12 protein-coding genes, 2 tRNA genes, 1 other RNA gene and 1 pseudogene are annotated in these 17,325 nt (G+C 39.3%); 9 read left to right on the top strand and 7 right to left on the bottom strand.

Features of this window, described 5'->3' with window-relative positions:
* Positions 1 to 290 precede the first annotated feature (290 nt).
* On the bottom strand, positions 291 to 1,418 hold the full coding sequence (locus tag I6E24_RS06370; protein ID WP_235327169.1) for a lactonase family protein: 1,128 nt from the start codon (positions 1,416 to 1,418) through the stop codon (positions 291 to 293).
* 111 nt (positions 1,419 to 1,529) lie between these two features.
* Here I6E24_RS06370 and ssrA point away from each other — a divergent pair.
* Positions 1,530 to 1,925, top strand: a transfer-messenger RNA (tmRNA) gene (gene ssrA / locus I6E24_RS06365).
* A 247-nt stretch (positions 1,926 to 2,172) separates the two neighbouring features.
* On the opposite strand, the gene I6E24_RS06360 is transcribed toward ssrA, so the two are convergent.
* Positions 2,173 to 3,630, bottom strand: coding sequence for an aminoacyl-histidine dipeptidase (locus I6E24_RS06360; RefSeq protein ID WP_235327167.1), 1,458 nt, complete (start codon positions 3,628 to 3,630; stop codon positions 2,173 to 2,175).
* A 16-nt stretch (positions 3,631 to 3,646) separates the two neighbouring features.
* Positions 3,647 to 4,660 carry a lysylphosphatidylglycerol synthase transmembrane domain-containing protein gene (locus I6E24_RS06355; RefSeq protein ID WP_235327165.1) on the bottom strand — a complete coding sequence of 338 codons (1,014 nt, stop codon included), beginning with the start codon at positions 4,658 to 4,660 and terminating at the stop codon, positions 3,647 to 3,649.
* A 105-nt stretch (positions 4,661 to 4,765) separates the two neighbouring features.
* Here I6E24_RS06355 and rsmA point away from each other — a divergent pair, with 105 nt between their 5' ends.
* The 3 genes and pseudogenes from rsmA to I6E24_RS06340 all read left to right on the top strand — a co-directional run bounded on the left by rsmA (position 4,766) and on the right by I6E24_RS06340 (position 8,908).
* Positions 4,766 to 5,575, top strand: coding sequence for a 16S rRNA (adenine(1518)-N(6)/adenine(1519)-N(6))-dimethyltransferase RsmA (gene rsmA / locus I6E24_RS06350; protein ID WP_235327163.1), 810 nt, complete (start codon positions 4,766 to 4,768; stop codon positions 5,573 to 5,575).
* A 39-nt stretch (positions 5,576 to 5,614) separates the two neighbouring features.
* A complete protein-coding gene (mgtE, locus tag I6E24_RS06345) occupies positions 5,615 to 6,955 on the top strand; it encodes a magnesium transporter (RefSeq protein ID WP_235327161.1) in 1,341 nt (446 codons plus the stop codon).
* 153 nt (positions 6,956 to 7,108) lie between these two features.
* A pseudogene (locus tag I6E24_RS06340) lies at positions 7,109 to 8,908 on the top strand (DUF349 domain-containing protein).
* 87 nt (positions 8,909 to 8,995) lie between these two features.
* On the opposite strand, the gene I6E24_RS06335 reads toward I6E24_RS06340, so the two are convergent.
* Both I6E24_RS06335 and I6E24_RS06330 read right to left on the bottom strand, forming a co-directional pair.
* Positions 8,996 to 9,066, bottom strand: a tRNA-Gln gene (locus I6E24_RS06335).
* Between the two features lie 25 nt (positions 9,067 to 9,091).
* Positions 9,092 to 9,162: transfer RNA gene (locus I6E24_RS06330), tRNA-Gln, on the bottom strand.
* Between the two features lie 264 nt (positions 9,163 to 9,426).
* Between I6E24_RS06330 and rsfS the strand changes: the two genes are divergently transcribed.
* The 5 genes from rsfS to I6E24_RS06305 all read left to right on the top strand — a co-directional run bounded on the left by rsfS (position 9,427) and on the right by I6E24_RS06305 (position 14,265).
* Positions 9,427 to 9,786, top strand: a complete 360-nt coding sequence (gene rsfS / locus I6E24_RS06325) for a ribosome silencing factor (RefSeq protein ID WP_235327159.1) — start codon at positions 9,427 to 9,429, stop codon at positions 9,784 to 9,786.
* Between the two features lie 36 nt (positions 9,787 to 9,822).
* Positions 9,823 to 11,826, top strand: coding sequence for an ATP-dependent zinc metalloprotease FtsH (gene ftsH / locus I6E24_RS06320; protein WP_455577809.1), 2,004 nt, complete (start codon positions 9,823 to 9,825; stop codon positions 11,824 to 11,826).
* A gap of 68 nt (positions 11,827 to 11,894) precedes the next feature.
* Positions 11,895 to 12,734 (top strand): phosphatidate cytidylyltransferase, encoded by an 840-nt coding sequence (locus tag I6E24_RS06315; protein WP_235327155.1) that lies wholly within the window; start codon positions 11,895 to 11,897, stop codon positions 12,732 to 12,734.
* Positions 12,735 to 12,846: 112 nt separating this feature from the next.
* Positions 12,847 to 13,821, top strand: a complete 975-nt coding sequence (locus I6E24_RS06310; protein ID WP_394800368.1) for a M20 family metallopeptidase — start codon at positions 12,847 to 12,849, stop codon at positions 13,819 to 13,821.
* Positions 13,822 to 13,839: 18 nt separating this feature from the next.
* Positions 13,840 to 14,265, top strand: coding sequence for a SufE family protein (locus I6E24_RS06305; protein ID WP_235327151.1), 426 nt, complete (start codon positions 13,840 to 13,842; stop codon positions 14,263 to 14,265).
* Between the two features lie 82 nt (positions 14,266 to 14,347).
* Here I6E24_RS06305 and uxaC read toward each other — a convergent pair whose 3' ends face one another.
* Positions 14,348 to 15,754 carry a glucuronate isomerase gene (gene uxaC / locus I6E24_RS06300; protein WP_235327149.1) on the bottom strand — a complete coding sequence of 469 codons (1,407 nt, stop codon included), beginning with the start codon at positions 15,752 to 15,754 and terminating at the stop codon, positions 14,348 to 14,350.
* A gap of 12 nt (positions 15,755 to 15,766) precedes the next feature.
* On the bottom strand, positions 15,767 to 17,215 hold the full coding sequence (locus I6E24_RS06295) for an MFS transporter (protein WP_235327171.1): 1,449 nt from the start codon (positions 17,213 to 17,215) through the stop codon (positions 15,767 to 15,769).
* Positions 17,216 to 17,325: the final 110 nt, after the last annotated feature.

Here is a 17,325-nt window from a genome sequence, read left to right as displayed (position 1 = left end):
ACTACATTCTGTTTGTTTATTTAAAATCTTTCAAAGAACTTCTTGTTTAGCAACCGTATCATTTTCGATTGCGGGTGCAAAGGTACGCACTTTTTTCATTCCCGCAATACCTGACACAACTTTTTTTCAAAAAAATTACTACATCATAGCTAACTTGCTGTTTTTCAACATAAAATAAATACTCTTTTTTTCAATTGAATTACAATACTATTTTATGAAGAGATTTTATACACATTATAATAATATATATTTAATCAACCAGAAGATTTAATAACACCATAGAAAAATCGTTATTTTATCCACCTGACACACACAGGAGCCTTAGTATGTATTCTTTTACCAGTATCAATAGGCATTCCTGTTTCTCTGTTCACTTCATATATCTCTATTGCATTCTCATCGCGACAAGCAACCAGAATATACTTTCCATTAGGAGTTATCGCAAAGTTACGCGGATGTTTACCTGTAAGACAATAACCAACTCGCTCTATATTACCGGTTTCTGCCGAAACTCTAAACACAGCTATACCGTCTGACTTTATTCTGCAAGATGCATAAAGAAATCTCTCGTCAGGTGACAAATGAATGTCTGCACTTCCCTCACCTCCTACAGTATCAGCCTTCACTGTCTGAATAATTTCAGCCTTGTTGCCATCATTTATCTTCAATACCACTACATCACCGCTTAGTTCAGTAATCACATAAGCATACTTTCCACTAGAATGAAAACACAAATGTCTTGGTCCACTACCATCAGGTAATACTATATCATCATTATGCAAATAATCCGCGACATCTATCACCCTAATTCTATCAGTTCCCAAGTCATTTGCCCAAAGATGAACACTGTCGGGAGAAAAATAGACAGAATGAATATGCGATGCCTCCTGCCTAGTGGGATGAGTGCCACAACCGCTGAAATCAATCTTCTTCTGCAAAGCAATATTACCATTAGAATCTATATTGAAAATAGAGAGATTTCCACCTGAATAATTAGCTGTAAAAGCCATGCCTTTCCCTTCATCAGCCATAACAAAACATGGAGAAGATCCTTGAGTCCTGTCACGGTCTATAACTGTCAGGTTCATACTGTCCGGATTATATTTCAATGAATATAAAAAAGAGTCATCACCTCCTCCTTCGGCCACTGAATATATAATATTATTTGAAGTCAATTCGGATAGGAACGAAGGATTAGGAACCCCCTTTAACCCTGATTTATAAGCAAAACCAGCATCACTTTGTGAAAATGTGAAGACTTTTATACCTTCCTCGTCCTGAGAGGAATAACTACCGGACACAAACACAAGTGAATCCTGGTCCGTACCGTCTACCTCCTTTCCTTTATTATTTACAAATGAACATCCCATAAATAACAACGAAGCTGATAAGAAAAAAACTGAGTTCCTTTTATTCATGATATTAAGGTTTAAGAATATGTTGAGTAGCAAAAATATATATTTTATCTTTAGAAATTGGTACTTAGAGAGTTTTTTATTATTTTTGCAGACAATTTAATACTAACGTCTGGGGTTGTTTGGTTTTGACAGCGAGAGATGTGGTATGTAAGCATGCAGTGCGTCAGTGATTTGCACTATAATCTCAGTTACTGAACAATTATCTGGCAACGAAAACTATGCTCTCGCTGCTTAATCGAAGTACAGTAGATTAGCTTTATTTCTGTCACAGTGACAGAAACGAGACATCGCTCAAAAGCTCTTGTTCCGAAGCGTTTGATATAGCGGTGCAGCAAAATCGGGAATAGCTTGAGTCTTGTCCTGCGGCTCCGGTGAAATTTAAGGACTAAGGTATAAGTGGGTGGCTCTGGTCTTGCTTATGCACGAAAACCGAAGGCAGAGATAAGCATGTAGAAAGCATATGGCTTCCTTGTTTGGACGAGGGTTCGACTCCCTCCAGCTCCACACATTAATCACCCGATTTTTACTTAAAAGTAAAGGTCTGGTGTTTTTTTTATGAAGACATAGTTAGCGTTACACGTTCGTGTTGCGCTCGCAACACATATGTGTTACACGCGTTACACATACGTGTCACGCACGTTGCACGAACGTGTAACGACAATTAAAACAGAGCGTAATACATCATAAAACAAGCCAGCCAATTCATAATGCATTGACTATGAATTGGCTGGCTAATCTTATTTGAAATTTCAGCTTATTTCGCTGGAGTATTTTCCAAAGTCGCAATAAGGAAATCGTAGAATTTCTTTACTGAAGGAATATGACAACGTTCTTCAGGGGTGTGAGGACACTGCAGTGTAGGTCCAAATGAAATCATATCCAAACCAGGCATTACGGCACCGATGATACCGCATTCCAGTCCGGCGTGTATAACTTTCACCTCTGGTTCTTCTCCAAATTGTGCCTTGTATGAGGCCTTCATCGCATGAAGGATTGGAGAATTGACGTTAGGTTCCCAACCTGAATAACCTCCTGAACGGACTACATGCATACCAGCCATTGAGAAACAGCTTTCAATAGCAGTATTACGATAATCCTTCATAGATTCACGTGAGCTGCGGGTAAGAACCTTAATAGCAGCTTTACCTCCACCGATTTCTACAATAGCAAGATTTGATGAAGTCTCTACTGTATCAGGTATTGTAGGGATAAAACGTTCTACACCATTAGGACAAGCAAATATAGCATCAACAAGATTATCTCTGATTTCATCAGGAACCATGAACTTAGGAAGTTCCACACGTTCAGCTGTGAAAGTGATTCCATCCTCGATAGTAGCATACTCATCACGCCATACCTGTTCACATTCGCCAACAAATGCCAATACATCTTCAACTTCTGTTTCCGGAACTGTTATAACTACTTCACATTCGCGAGGAATAGCGTTTCGCATGTTTCCGCCTTCCCATGATACCAGGCATGCTTCATCGTATGTGATAACCTGATTAAGGAAACGTGCCATCAGTTTGTTGGCATTTGCATGTCCCCATCCAATCTGAATACCAGAGTGTCCGCCGCGCAAACCTTTCAGTGTAACCTTGAGCGCTACATCTTCAGGATCTGTTTCCTCCTCTTTATATTCCAATGTAGCAGTAAGGTCTTCGCCACCTGCACAGCCTATGTAAAGTTCTCCTTCGTCTTCTGAATCAAGATTGAGCAGAATATCTCCTTCAATAGTACCAGGTTTCAGTCCGAAAGCTCCATACATACCTGTTTCCTCGTCTGATGTGATAAGAGCTACCAATGGGCCGTGTTTCAGAGTCTTATCCTCCATAATAGCCATTATGGCAGCTACACCCATACCATTGTCCGAGCCCAATGTTGTACCTTTGGCTTTAACCCATTCACCGTCAACATATGTCTGGATAGGGTCTTTTTCGAAATCGTGCTCTGTCTCTTTATTCTTTTGTGGCACCATATCCATGTGTGCCTGAAGAATCACTGTCTTAAGATTTTCCATTCCAGGAGTGGCAGGCTTACGATAGATAATATTTCCAGCCTCATCCTGAAAAGTTTCAACACCTGCATTCTTGCCAAAATCAAGCAAGAAAGCCTGAATTTTTTCCAGATGTCCTGACGGATGTGGAATCTGAGTTATAGAATGAAAATGTTTCCACACATTCTGTGGAGCTAAAGAAAGAATTTCGCTCATAGAGTTAGTTTTTTGATTATGAGTTTTTTGTTTTATATTGTTTGTTGGTAAGCGGCAAAGCCACTAATCCATATATTCCTAACAAAATTAATAAAAAAGTTTGGATTCCATGCACTAATAATGCAAATATTCCTGCATCGTCCTTACTTACACCATACATCATCATCATTGTTATTATAGCAAAATGCCATGGACCAGCTCCATTCGGAGTAGGTACGATAACTGCAATACTACCCACTACAAACATCACCAGACCTGCCATAAGCCCTAAATCAGACGAAAAATCAAAGCTGAAAAATGTGACATAAAACTGGAGAAAATAGCATAGCCATATCCCTAAAGTATAAAAAATGAACAATGACATATTTTCGACACGTCTGAGGGACATACAGCCCATCCATATATCATTCAGAATACATTTGACCCTAACAAAGATGGACAGCTTGCTGAACATGAAAAATGCAAGAACTATCAGCGCTATTATACATATATTAGTAATGTAAAAATTAGTCGAAGTGAAAAGATGGAAAACAAAAGACGAGTCAGTGCCTGTTTCCTTTATAAACTTGGCAAACACTCCGGACTGCAACAGCAAAGTAAAACATGTGATAACCACTACACATAAAGAGTCAATGATACGTTCCGTAACTACTGTACCCAAAGATTTCGAAAACGAAACCCCATCATATTTTGCAAGGATTCCACAACGCGAAACCTCACCTACACGAGGAATGACGAGATTTGCCGCATACGAAACAAAAATGGCATATACACTATTCGACAATTTGGGATGTTCGCCAAGCGGTGCCAAAGACAAGTTCCACCTCCATCCACGGAACAAATGTCCAAGGACTCCGAAAACCAGTGAAAAAAGCATCCACCAATAGTTTACTCCATCGGAAAGGACAGAATACACCCGCTCGAAATCAAATCCCTTATATGTCCAAACCAGGATTGCGGCTCCAAGAATGAGAGGCAAAAATATCTGCCATATTTTATTTAATAGTTTTTTTGACTCACTTCGTTCCAAAATCTGAATTTATTTAGATATTATTATGTAACTTTGCACAATGCAAATATACAATGCTTAACTGAATATACACCATATAATCATAAAGAAATATTTTAATACGGAATGAAATTAGTTAAACCAAAGAAATTTCTAGGACAGCACTTTCTGAAAGATTTACAAGTTGCTAAAGATATAGCGGACACTGTTGACACGTGTCCTGAAATTCCTGTATTGGAAGTAGGTCCGGGAATGGGCGTGCTCACACAGTTCCTGATTCCCAAAAACAGACCATTGAAAGTAGTGGAACTGGATTTCGAATCAGTAGCTTTCCTAAAAGAAAACTTTGGAGAGTTGGGCGAAAACATCATAGAGAAAGATTTCCTGAAAATGGATCTTTCGACATTGTTCGACGGAAAGCCATTCGTACTGACCGGTAATTATCCGTACAATATTTCAAGCCAGATATTCTTCAAAATGCTGGACAATAAGGAAATAATTCCTTGCTGTACAGGTATGATACAGAAAGAAGTGGCCGAACGTATAGCTGCTAAACCCGGGAACAAGACATACGGAATACTCAGCGTAATGATTCAGGCCTGGTACGATGTAGAATATCTTTTCACTGTACACGAACACGTGTTCAACCCTCCTCCAAAAGTGAAAAGCGCGGTAATAAGAATGACCCGAAACGACACAAAGGAACTGGGATGCAATGAAAAGCTTTTCAAGCAAATAGTTAAAACTACATTCAACCAAAGACGAAAGACTTTGAGAAATTCAATATCACCTATACTTGACAAGGGAAATCCTTTGAGCGCTGACCCAATTTTCAATAAAAGACCGGAACAGCTTTCTGTTGAAGAATTCATTGACTTGACTAACAGAGTAGAAAAAACCTTGGCTGAAAATACGCTTATAAGCACAACCGAGTAAGAAAACTTTTATTTACCAAACCATTAAAAGTTAAACAGGATGAACAGCGAAGAAATCAAAAAAATCACGGAACTAATAGAAAACAAGGAGCCAGACAAGGTAAAAGAGCTTCTTAATGATTTACATCCTGCCGATATAGCAGAACTCTGCAATGAGTTGAACGCAGAGAATGCAAGATTTGTCTATCTGCTGCTTGACAATGAAACAGCAGCAGACGTTCTCGTTGAAATGGACGAGGATGCACGTAAGGAATTTCTTGACATACTGCCGTCGGAAACAATCGCTAAACGTTTTGTAGACTACATGGACTCGGACGATGCCGTAGACATTATCCGAGAAATGGACGAAGACAAGCAGGAAGAAGTCCTTTCACACATCGAAGACATTGAACAGGCCGGAGACATCGTAGACCTTCTGAAGTATGATGAAGATACAGCCGGTGGTCTCATGGGTACGGAAATGGTGATAGTGAAAGAGAACTGGAGTATGCCCGAGTGTCTTCGTGAAATGCGTATTCAGGCAGAAGAAATGGACGAAATCTACTATGTATATGTAGTGGATGACGACGAACGTCTCAGAGGTGTATTCCCACTAAAGAAGATGATAACCAGCCCATCAGTATCGAAGGTGAAGCATGTAATGAAAAAAGACCCTGTTTCAGTACACGTAGATACACCAGTGGAGGAAGTTGTACAAATCATTGAAAAATACGACCTTGTAGCCGTACCAGTAGTAGACAGCATAGGGCGCCTTGTAGGGCGAATAACCGTAGACGACGTAATGGACGAGGTACGTGAGCAGGCTGAACGTGATTATCAGTTGGCATCAGGTCTCTCGCAAGACGTTGAATCAGATGATAATGTATTCAGACAAACTACTGCACGACTACCGTGGCTGCTCATAGGTATGCTTGGCGGTATAGGCAACTCTATGATTTTGGGTAATTTCGACACCACATTTGCAGCTCATCCGGAAATGGCTTTGTATATCCCGTTGATTGGTGGTACCGGAGGAAACGTAGGTACACAGTCATCAGCCCTTGTAGTACAGGGATTGGCCAACAGTTCACTGGATTCGGCAAACACATTCAAACAAGTTGGTAAAGAAGCTGTTGTAGCGCTGATTAACGCTTCGATTATATCATTATTAGTATATATATATAACTTTGTCAGATTTGGTGCAAGTGCAACAGTAAGCTATTCTGTATCAATAAGTCTGTTTGCAGTAGTCATGTTTGCGTCCATCTTCGGGACGCTGGTTCCAATGACACTGGAAAAGCTTAAAATAGACCCGGCAATAGCAACAGGACCGTTTATTTCCATCACTAACGACATCATAGGCATGATGCTATATATGGGAATTACAGTATTATTATCTTAATATGTTTACTGATATCTTCTCATACAATCAAAAGATCATTTAAACGCTTCAAAGTAAAATAATACAAATAAAATTATGTTTTTTAAATATTATTTCTTTAATTTGTAATTACAACTTTTTTAAAAAGAAATTTTCTTAAATATCTATATACGCATGGAAGTAAATGAAACAAACCGTCCGCTAACCGAAGAGCAGACTAATGCAGCTGAAACTTTGGTTCCTACTGTTGAACAATCAACAGAAAACGTTAAGTATGAACCTAAACATACTAAAGAAGAGGTAATACAACGTTTAAAAGAAATAAATGAAAATGCTTGCGAAGCAGACAAACAGGAAATAGACTTGCTGAAACAAACATTCTACAAATTGCATAAATCAGAGCAAGAAGTCAACCGCAAAACTTTCATAGAAGCCGGCGGAGATGCCAATTCATTTATTCCTCAATCAGATCCGTTAGAACCTGAACTCAAATCCATATTGTCGGAAATTAAGGAGAAAAGGAATTCCATGATTGCAGCTATAGAAAAAGAAAAAGAAGAAAATCTTCAGAAAAAGCTTGATATCCTTGAAAAAATGAAAAGTATCACAGAATCATCAGAGGATGCCGGCAAGAACTATAGCGAATTCAAAAGCCTTCAGCAGGAATGGAACGAAATAAAACTAATCCCGGCAAATAAAGTTAATGAAATCTGGAAAACATATCAGCTCTATAATGAGAAATTCTATGATATGCTAAAACTAAACAATGAGTTTAGAGAATACGATTTCAAAAAGAATCTTGAACTAAAGACACATATCTGCGAAGCTGCTGAAAAACTGGCTGACGAGCCTGACGTAATTTCTGCATTTCATCAGTTACAGAAACTGCATCAGGAATTCCGCGAAATAGGTCCTGTAGCAAAAGAAATGCGCGAAAGCATCTGGAACAGATTCAAAGCAGCCTCTACAGCTGTAAACAGACGCCACCAGAAGCATTTCGAAGATCTGAAGGAACAAGAACAGAATAACCTTGACCAGAAGACTGTCATTTGCGAAATAGCGGAAGCTATGGAGTACGATAAGTTTACGACATTTACCGACTGGGAAGACAAGACACAAGAAATACTTGCACTACAGGCTAAATGGAAAACTATTGGCTATGCTCCTCAAAAGATGAACCTGAAAATATTTGAAAGATTCCGCGCGGCATGCGACGAATTCTTCAAACGCAAAGCTGAATTCTTCAAGACAGCCAAGGAAAACATGGCTTTGAATCTGGAGAAGAAAAAAGAACTTTGTGAAAAGGCTGAAGCTCTAAAGGACAGTACAGCATGGAAAGAGACAGCAGAGATACTTGCCAAACTACAGAAAGAATGGAAAACTGTCGGTCCTGTACCTAAAAAATACTCTGATGCCGTATGGAAGAGATTTATCGGTGCTTGTGATTATTTCTTTGAACAAAAAGCAAAAGCAACATCTTCACAACGTTCAGAAGAGCTTGAAAACCTCAGCAAGAAAGAGGCTATCATAAAACAAGTAGCAGAGCTTGAAAAGTCTGAAGTTTACGATGAAACTATAGGAGAAAAACTAAAATCCATAATAGCAGAATGGAACAGTATCGGTTTCGTTCCTTTCAAAGAAAAAGACAGATTATACAAAGAGTTCCGTAATCTTGTAAACAGCATTTTTGACAAGGCAAACATCTCTGCAACAGAAAAGAAATTGAATAGCTATAAATCGGGATTAAGCAAAGAAGCCAATCTTTATAAAGAAAGAGAAAAACTGGTAAGAATATACGAAAGAATTTAAAATGAGATAAAGACTTACGAAAACAATCTTGGTTTCTTGAACTCATCTTCAAAAAAAGGAAATTCGCTGGTAAATGATATTGCCAGAAAGATAGAAAAGCTTAAAAACGATTTAAATCTGACATTGAAGAAAATCGAAGCTATCGACGAAACCATGAATAATTGATACATAAAAAATAGCGAGTAGAAATACTCGCTATTTTTATATTACAGATATAACAAAAAAAAGAGCAACTCAAGTTGCTCTTTCAAGTTGGGTTACTAGGATTCGAACCTAGAAAAACAGGACCAGAATCTGTTGTGTTACCATTACACCATAACCCAATAAAATAATAATCGTTTTTATCTGTTGGGCTACTAGGATTCGAACCTAGAAAAACAGGACCAGAATCTGTTGTGTTACCATTACACCATAGCCCAAAATCATTCTTATTTTGCCAACCTTTTCGTTTGACGCTGCAAAGGTACAACTTTTTCATTACATACAAACATTTTATCCTTTTTTTTTCAAAAAAAATGCGTTTTTTCGCATTTTATCCCATCGAAACATTAAGTAAAAGCGAAAATCACTCTAAAAAATCCAAAAACAATAAGAAAACTCCATCTATATTTCGTGAAATACGGAAAAGCAAGTATATTTGCCATACATTATTATTAAAAACAAAAAGTTTATATATTAGAAGAATGAACGAAACAAAAGATTTACTTGATAGAATTAAAGAAGGTATACAAGAGAAGAAAGGTAAAAATATTGTCATAGCTGATCTTACAGACATTGAAGATACAATATGCAATTATTTTATAATCTGCAACGGTAACTCACCAAGCCAGGTAATGGCAATCACAGAATCTATAAAAGATTACGTAAGAGAAACAGCCGGAGTCAAACCTTTGGCAATTGACGGAACCAAGAATGCACAATGGGTGGCAATGGATTACAATGATATTATAGCACACATTTTTTTACCGGAACAAAGAGATTTCTATAATTTAGAGCATTTGTGGGCAGATGCAAAACTAACAAGAATTCCGGATTTAGATTAAAACAATTACAACTAACACAAGAATACTTAAATTTACATGAACAATAATTCAAATAAACCAAAGATTAATATGCCTAGGCCGAATTTAAGCTGGCTATATATAATTATCGCTATGGTTATAGCTTTTTTATATATAACTAGCGACGAAGGAAGTATGAGTAAAGAAATTACTTATACAGAATTCAAGGACATGGTTAAAAAAGGATATGCAGACAAAATCATTGCATACGACAATAACTCCGTAGAAATGTACATAAAACCTGAAAACATAGTTGATGTTTTCAAGAAAGATGCACCTAAAGTTGGAAAAAGTCCATCTGTAAAGATACAGGTAGGTTCTATGGAATCATTAGACAAGTTCTTGGATGAAGAACAAAAAAATGGAAACTTTACAGGTTCAATCAGATACGAGAAGGAGAATGACTATTTTGGAGTTATATTCTGGAATCTGTTGCCTATAATTTTCTTCGTAGGATTATGGATTTTCATAATGCGAAGAATGGGCGGAGCTGGAAACGGTGGTGGAGCCGGCAATGTATTCAATGTAGGCAAGAGTAAGGCACAGCTATTTGAAAAAGGAGCAAACCGAGTAACCTTCAAAGATGTAGCTGGACAGACAGCTGCAAAACAGGAGGTTCAGGAAATTGTAGAATTCCTGAAGCAACCACAAAAATACACTGAATTGGGAGGTAAAATTCCAAAAGGCGCCCTCCTTGTTGGCCCTCCGGGAACAGGTAAAACACTTTTGGCAAAAGCCGTTGCAGGTGAAGCTGATGTACCGTTCTTTTCAATGTCAGGTTCCGATTTCGTTGAAATGTTTGTTGGTGTAGGTGCCTCAAGAGTACGCGACCTGTTCAGACAGGCAAAGGAAAAAGCACCATGTATTATATTTATAGATGAAATTGACGCTGTAGGACGTGCCAGAGGAAAGAATCCAAGTATGGGAGGTAATGATGAAAGAGAAAATACTCTTAACCAGCTTCTTACAGAAATGGACGGTTTCGGTACAAACAGTGGTGTTATCATTCTTGCAGCTACAAACCGCGCCGATATATTGGACAAGGCATTGTTGAGAGCGGGACGTTTCGACAGACAGATACATGTAGATTTACCTGACCTGAACGAAAGAAAAGAAGTTTTTGGTGTACATATACGTCCACTTAAACTTGATGAGACTGTAGATATAGATTTATTGGCACGACAGACTCCTGGATTTAGTGGAGCCGACATTGCAAACGTATGTAACGAGGCTGCTCTTATTGCCGCAAGACACAACAAGCCTTCAGTAAGCAAAGACGATTTCATGGCTGCAATAGACAGAATTGTCGGAGGTCTTGAGAAAAAGACAAAAGTCATGACTGCTGCTGAAAAGAGATCAATAGCACTGCATGAAGCGGGTCATGCTACAATCTCATGGTTCCTTGAATATGCAAATCCACTTATAAAAGTAACTATCGTACCTCGTGGAAGAGCATTGGGCGCAGCATGGTATCTGCCGGAAGAAAGACAGATTACTACTAAGGAACAGATGCTGGACGAAATGTGTGCAACACTCGGTGGGCGTGCAGCTGAAGAATTGTTTATCAAACAAATCTCTACAGGTGCAATGAACGATTTGGAAAGAGTAACAAAACAGGCATATGGTATGATTGCATATGCCGGCATGAGTGACAAACTTCCAAACTTGTGCTATTATAATAATGATGAATATAGCTTCAACAAGCCATATAGCGAACATACTGCAGAACTTATAGACAACGAAGTGAAGCAAATGATTGCAGAGCAATATGCAAGAGCTAAAGATATTCTTACACAGCATAAAGAAGGACATAACCGTCTGGCAGAATTACTCATAGAAAAAGAAGTAATTTTTGCGGAAGATGTAGAAGCAATATTCGGAAAACGTCCATGGGCATCACGTTCAGAAGAAATAATGGCAGAAAATGAAAAGAATGAAACCAAAAGTATCGAGAACAAAAGCGATAGTGAAATCAAAGAGCTGCCGTCAAATAATGAAAGTGATACTACAAAGGACGAGTAACTATTAAATATATTAAGTATATTTTCAGCTGATAAATATTTTAAGGAAATAATAATATTCCCAAAGCCATGAAAGGTAATTTTATAACAAGAGCATTAACTGGTGCTATTTTCGTAGCCGTATTAGTAGGATGTATATTAGGCGGTCCTATCACATTTTCCATCCTATTTGCTTTAATATGCGCCTTGACTGTAAATGAATTTGGGAATATTATTCAGAAAAGTGGATTTGCAGAAATAAACAAGCCAATTTCAATACTTGCATCAATATTTCTTTTCTTCGGATTCGCCTATCTCGGCACATCACCGGGAAGCAACGAAATCCTAATTCCATATCTGTTGCTGATTATGTATATCTTAATCAGCGAGTTATATTACAAGAAAGAAAATCCGGTAAACGATATGGCATATGCGCTTATGACACAAATGTATATCGCCTTACCATTTGCTTTATTGAATGTATTGGCGTTCCAGACATCAGAAGAGACAAGCATGTCGGTTTACAATCCGATACTTCCTTTATCAATATTCATTTTCACTTGGGTTAATGATAGTGGAGCATACTGTGCTGGTGTACTTTTCGGTAAGCATAGACTGTTCGAACGCATATCTCCAAAGAAATCATGGGAAGGATCATTTGGTGGAGGTATCTTCAGTATTATCGCTGCTATAATAATTGCTCAATACTTCCCTATCCTGTCACTTGCAAAATGGATAGGACTTGCGCTGACAGTTGTTGTTTTCGGAACTTGGGGCGACCTGGTAGAATCATTAATCAAACGAAGAATCGGTATAAAGGACTCTGGAAATATACTTCCAGGCCACGGTGGAATGCTAGACCGTTTCGACAGTACTCTCCTAGCCGTACCCGCAGCAGTATTATATCTATATATGATATCATTATTATAATGTGATACTTAATCAACAATCATTAATTGGCTGTAACGGTTGATTAATGATTTTTTTATAACATATAAATCAATTCCCAATGAATATATTTGGTAAAATATTATCAGGTTCGATGATTCTTATATCTGCTGCAGCAGTTACAGCATGTGGCAGTAGCAAAAAAAGCGATTCAACCATCATAAATGAAGAAGCTACATCCAACGTTCAGGCTCCTGTTTTTAATGCCGACAGTGCATACAGCTATGTTAAGGTCCAGGTAGATTTCGGTCCACGTGTCCCCAACACAAAACCACACAAGGAGTGCGGAGACTATCTGGCTTCAAAACTTGAAAGTTTCGGAGCAAAGGTATATAACCAGTATGCGGATTTGGTTGCTTATGACGGCACACTTCTCAAGGCACGCAATATCATAGGTGAATATAATCCTGAAGCCAAGAAAAGAGTAATTTTGTTTGCACATTGGGACTGCCGTCCATACGCTGACTGCGATGAAGAAAAATACCATCATACAGCCATAGACGGAGCAAATGATGGTGCCAGTGGTGTAGGTGTACTGCTTGAAATTGCCAGACAAATTCAAAAACAGTCTCCTACAATAGGTATCGACATAGCTTTCTTCGATGCAGAAGATTATGGTATTCCGGAGTTCTATCAAGGAAACTATAAGGCCGATACATGGTGTCTTGGTTCGCAATATTGGGGCAGAATACCTCACGTACCAAACTACAAGGCTCGTTACGGAATACTTCTCGACATGGTCGGAGGCAAAAATGCAACTTTCTATTATGAGGGATATTCACAGCGTACAGCCAACAATGTAATGAAGAAAATCTGGAATGCGGCACACGAACTTGGCTACGGAAACACATTCATAAAAGAAAAAGGCGGAGAAATAACAGACGACCATATCTACGTGAACCGTTACAGACAAATCCCGTGTGTAGACATCATCCACTATGATACCAACAGCAATACAGGATTCAATCCTACATGGCATACCATAGACGATACGATGGAGAATATAGACCGCGCCACCCTACAGGCTGTAGGCCAGACAGTTCTCCAAGTAATTTATAATGAGAAATAACATAAAAGCAAAATAACGATGAAAACAATAAACGAACTTCAGGACGAAGTAATAGAAGAGTTCAGCGATTTCGATGATTGGATGGACAAGTACCAGCTATTGATAGACCTGGGAAACGAACAGGAACCGCTCAATCCGGAATACAAGACAGACCAGAACCTCATAGACGGTTGCCAAAGCCGTGTATGGCTTCAGGCTGATATGGAAGACGGAAAGATAATATTCCAGGCTGAAAGTGATGCACTGATTGTAAAGGGTATCATTGCTCTGCTAATAAAAGTTGTATCAGGACATACTCCTGACGAAATACTTGATTCAGACTTGTATTTCATTGAGAAAATTGGATTGAAAGAACATCTTTCTCCAACAAGGAGCAACGGACTTCTTGCTATGGTGAAGCAGATGCGTATGTACGCACTGGCTTTCAAGGCTAAGAATGCTTGATAAAAAACGTAACACAAAATAACAGCCGCCGCATTATCCGGAATTTCCGGTAATACAGCGGCTGTAGCTTTTATATCATCTCTTAAAGATTCAGATAACTCTTGGCATTGCAGTAGCAGATATCTTCTATCATACCTTTTATTCTTCCCATTTCCGATTCAGGAAGTATTCCGTTCACCACATCGTTACCAATCATATTACACAATATTCTGCGGAAATACTCATGACGAGGATATGAAAGGAACGAACGCGAATCAGTAAGCATACCAACAAAACGGCTCAACAATCCCTGCTCAGACAAGGCATTCATCTGACGGAGCATTCCTCCCATCTGGTCGTTGAACCACCAGCCTGAACCAAACTGCATTTTTCCCGGCACACTACCGTCCTGATAGTTGGCTATCATTGCCGCAACCATATCATTCTCGGCAGGATTGATATTATATATAATTGTCTTTGCCAGCTTACCTTCAGAGTTCAGACGGTCGAATAACTTAACCATAGCCTCAGCACATCTGAAATCACCGATAGTATCAAATCCAGTATCAGGACCAAGCTTGGCCATCATTCTTGAATTGGTGTTACGCAACGGTCCGTAATGATACTGCTGTGTCCATCCCGCCTCAGCATTCATCTCTGAAAGGATAATCAACAGAGCTGTCTGATATTTTGTTTTTTCCTCCTTAGTCAACTCGTTACCTCCATATACTTTGTCGAATATTGCCGATATTTCTGCCATGGTATAATCAGCCGCAGGTATATCCGCAAGACCATGATCGGCAAGCTTACATCCATGGTCGGCAAAATACTGATGACGCAATTTCAAGGCCTCCACCAAATCATCGAATTTTGATATTGTCACTCCACTAGCCTGCGAGAGTTTTTCCAGATATACTCTGTACTCGGCTGCTGTAGTGACGTTCATAGCCTTGTCCGGTCTCCATGTAGGAAGCACCTTCACTTCGAAACCAGAATCGGCAATAGTCTTATGATACTCCAGTGTATCAATCGGATCGTCGGTAGTACATACAGACTCTACGTTATATCTTTTCATCAGTCCGCGGGCCGAATATTCAGGTGTGGCAAGCAGTTCGTTACATTTTTCATATATCCTTTTTGCTGATGCCGGATTAAGTGTCTCACTTATACCGAAAGCTGTCTTCAGTTCCAGATGAGTCCAGTGGTAAAGCGGATTGCGCAATGTATATGGAACTGTTTCTGCCCATTTCTCAAATTTCTCCCAATCGGAAGTTTCCTTACCTGTGATATACTTTTCATCTACTCCATTAGCACGCATCGCACGCCATTTGTAATGGTCGCCGCCAAGCCATATCTCGGTGATGGAACTGAATTTATAATCATCTGCAATCATCTTCGGATTAAGATGACAGTGATAATCTATGATAGGCATCTTTTCCGCATGTTCATGATACAGCATCTTTGCCACGTCACTCTGCAGAAGAAAATCTTCGTTTATAAAATCTTTCATATTAATCAATTATCAAATTTCAATTATCTTATATTTCGGAACAAGAATCTTTATCATTATCCAGCTGAACAGATAAGCTACAGAAGCTATAAGGAACACTATCATATAGCCCGCATGAATACCTTCAAATCCCATGAAAGCCATATTTGTTTCCTTTGAGTAAGTAAACAGGATACCTGAACCCTGATTGAACAGCAAACTGCCGATACCACCTGCCATACCACCGATACCAGTAACTGTAGCCACAGCCGATTTAGGGAACATATCGCTCACTACCGTATAAGTATTGGCACTCCAGCTCTGATGTGCTGCACCTATTATACCGATTATGATGATAGGGAACCAACAGGATATATTTCCGAGCGGTTGTGCAAAAAGTCCGAGCAATGGGAACAAAGAGAAGATAAGCATAGCACGCATACGTCCTGCGAACGGATTCATACCAAGGCGTGTGATAAACACGGTAGGCAGATAACCGCCAATGATGGAAAGCATTGATATCAAATAAAGAGTAAAGATAAGCAGCATACCCATAGTAGAGTCTGAACTGTATCCGTAAACGTCTTTCACATAAGCAGGTGCCCAGAAAAGGAAGAACCACCACACACCGTCAGGAAGACAACGTCCGAATATAACAGCCCAAGTCTGACGGAAAGTGAAACATTTCCACAAGCTGATACCTTTCTCCTTTTTCTCTTCTGTTGCAGGCTTTGCAGTCTCAGAAGCTTCTGTCAGACGATCCTGCTCGATATATTCCAGCTCAGCCTTGTTTACCTTCTTCTGCTTTGACGGAGTTTCATACATTCTCACCCAAAATCCCATCCAGAAGAAACCTAAAGCACCGATGATAAGGAATGACATTTCCCAACCCATATAACGTGCTATGACAGGAATGGTGAAAGGTGCGAGCAAGGCACCAAGCTGTGCTCCGGCATTGAACACACTGGTTGCGAAAGCACGGTCTTTCTTAGGGAAATATTCGGCAGTCACCTTTATGGCGCAAGGGAAGTTACCAGACTCTCCTACTGCCAGTATGGAACGCGCAGCAAGGAAAAGCCATATACTTACGGTCGATACACTCCATATCACTGTACCTGCAGTTTCGGCAGCCTCAATGGCCTCACGCGCACCTTCGAAAGTGAAAGCCCATGTTCCTGTAGATATTCCGGCAGTAACTATTCCGCAGAAAGTGTGAAGACAGGCACCCACCGACCATATACCTATGGCCCACAAATAACCTTTCTTTGTTCCGATCTTATCAACAAACTTTCCTACGAAAAGCATACTCACGGAATAAAGTATTGAGAAGAAACCGGCTATCGTTCCGTAATTGGCATCAGTCCAGTTAAATTCCGGAGCAATGAAATCTTTCCATGTCAGAGAAAGGACCTGTCGGTCCATATAGTTTATCGTCGTGGCGATGAACAACATAAGGCATATCGTCCAGCGATAATTAGTCATTTTCATTCTATTATCTTGTGAATTCATGGTTATTAAGAAAAAAATCAGATTTTAAAATTAAAAGGGCGTGCAGGTTATTGAGCCATACACGCCCTTAAATAGTACTCATT

This window comes from Bacteroides caecigallinarum (assembly GCF_021530995.1).
GTDB classification, from domain to species: domain Bacteria; phylum Bacteroidota; class Bacteroidia; order Bacteroidales; family Bacteroidaceae; genus Phocaeicola; species Phocaeicola faecigallinarum.
The sequence above is the reverse complement of the archived record's forward strand: the minus strand, read 5'-3'. Positions and strand labels throughout refer to the sequence as shown.

Bases quoted from the DNA above. Each gene is read 5' to 3' on its own strand.
- I6E24_RS06305 (WP_235327151.1), top strand. From the start codon at position 13,840: ATGAAAACAATAAACGAACTTCAGGACGAAGTAATAGAAGAGTTCAGC.
- uxaC (WP_235327149.1), bottom strand. From the start codon at position 15,754: ATGAAAGATTTTATAAACGAAGATTTTCTTCTGCAGAGTGACGTGGCA.
- ftsH (WP_455577809.1), top strand. From the start codon at position 9,823: ATGAACAATAATTCAAATAAACCAAAGATTAATATGCCTAGGCCGAAT.
- I6E24_RS06295 (WP_235327171.1), bottom strand. From the start codon at position 17,215: ATGACTAATTATCGCTGGACGATATGCCTTATGTTGTTCATCGCCACG.
- rsfS (WP_235327159.1), top strand. From the start codon at position 9,427: ATGAACGAAACAAAAGATTTACTTGATAGAATTAAAGAAGGTATACAA.
- mgtE (WP_235327161.1), top strand. From the start codon at position 5,615: ATGAACAGCGAAGAAATCAAAAAAATCACGGAACTAATAGAAAACAAG.
- I6E24_RS06310 (WP_394800368.1), top strand. From the start codon at position 12,847: ATGATTCTTATATCTGCTGCAGCAGTTACAGCATGTGGCAGTAGCAAA.
- I6E24_RS06315 (WP_235327155.1), top strand. From the start codon at position 11,895: ATGAAAGGTAATTTTATAACAAGAGCATTAACTGGTGCTATTTTCGTA.
- I6E24_RS06360 (WP_235327167.1), bottom strand. From the start codon at position 3,630: ATGAGCGAAATTCTTTCTTTAGCTCCACAGAATGTGTGGAAACATTTT.
- I6E24_RS06370 (WP_235327169.1), bottom strand. From the start codon at position 1,418: ATGAATAAAAGGAACTCAGTTTTTTTCTTATCAGCTTCGTTGTTATTT.
- rsmA (WP_235327163.1), top strand. From the start codon at position 4,766: ATGAAATTAGTTAAACCAAAGAAATTTCTAGGACAGCACTTTCTGAAA.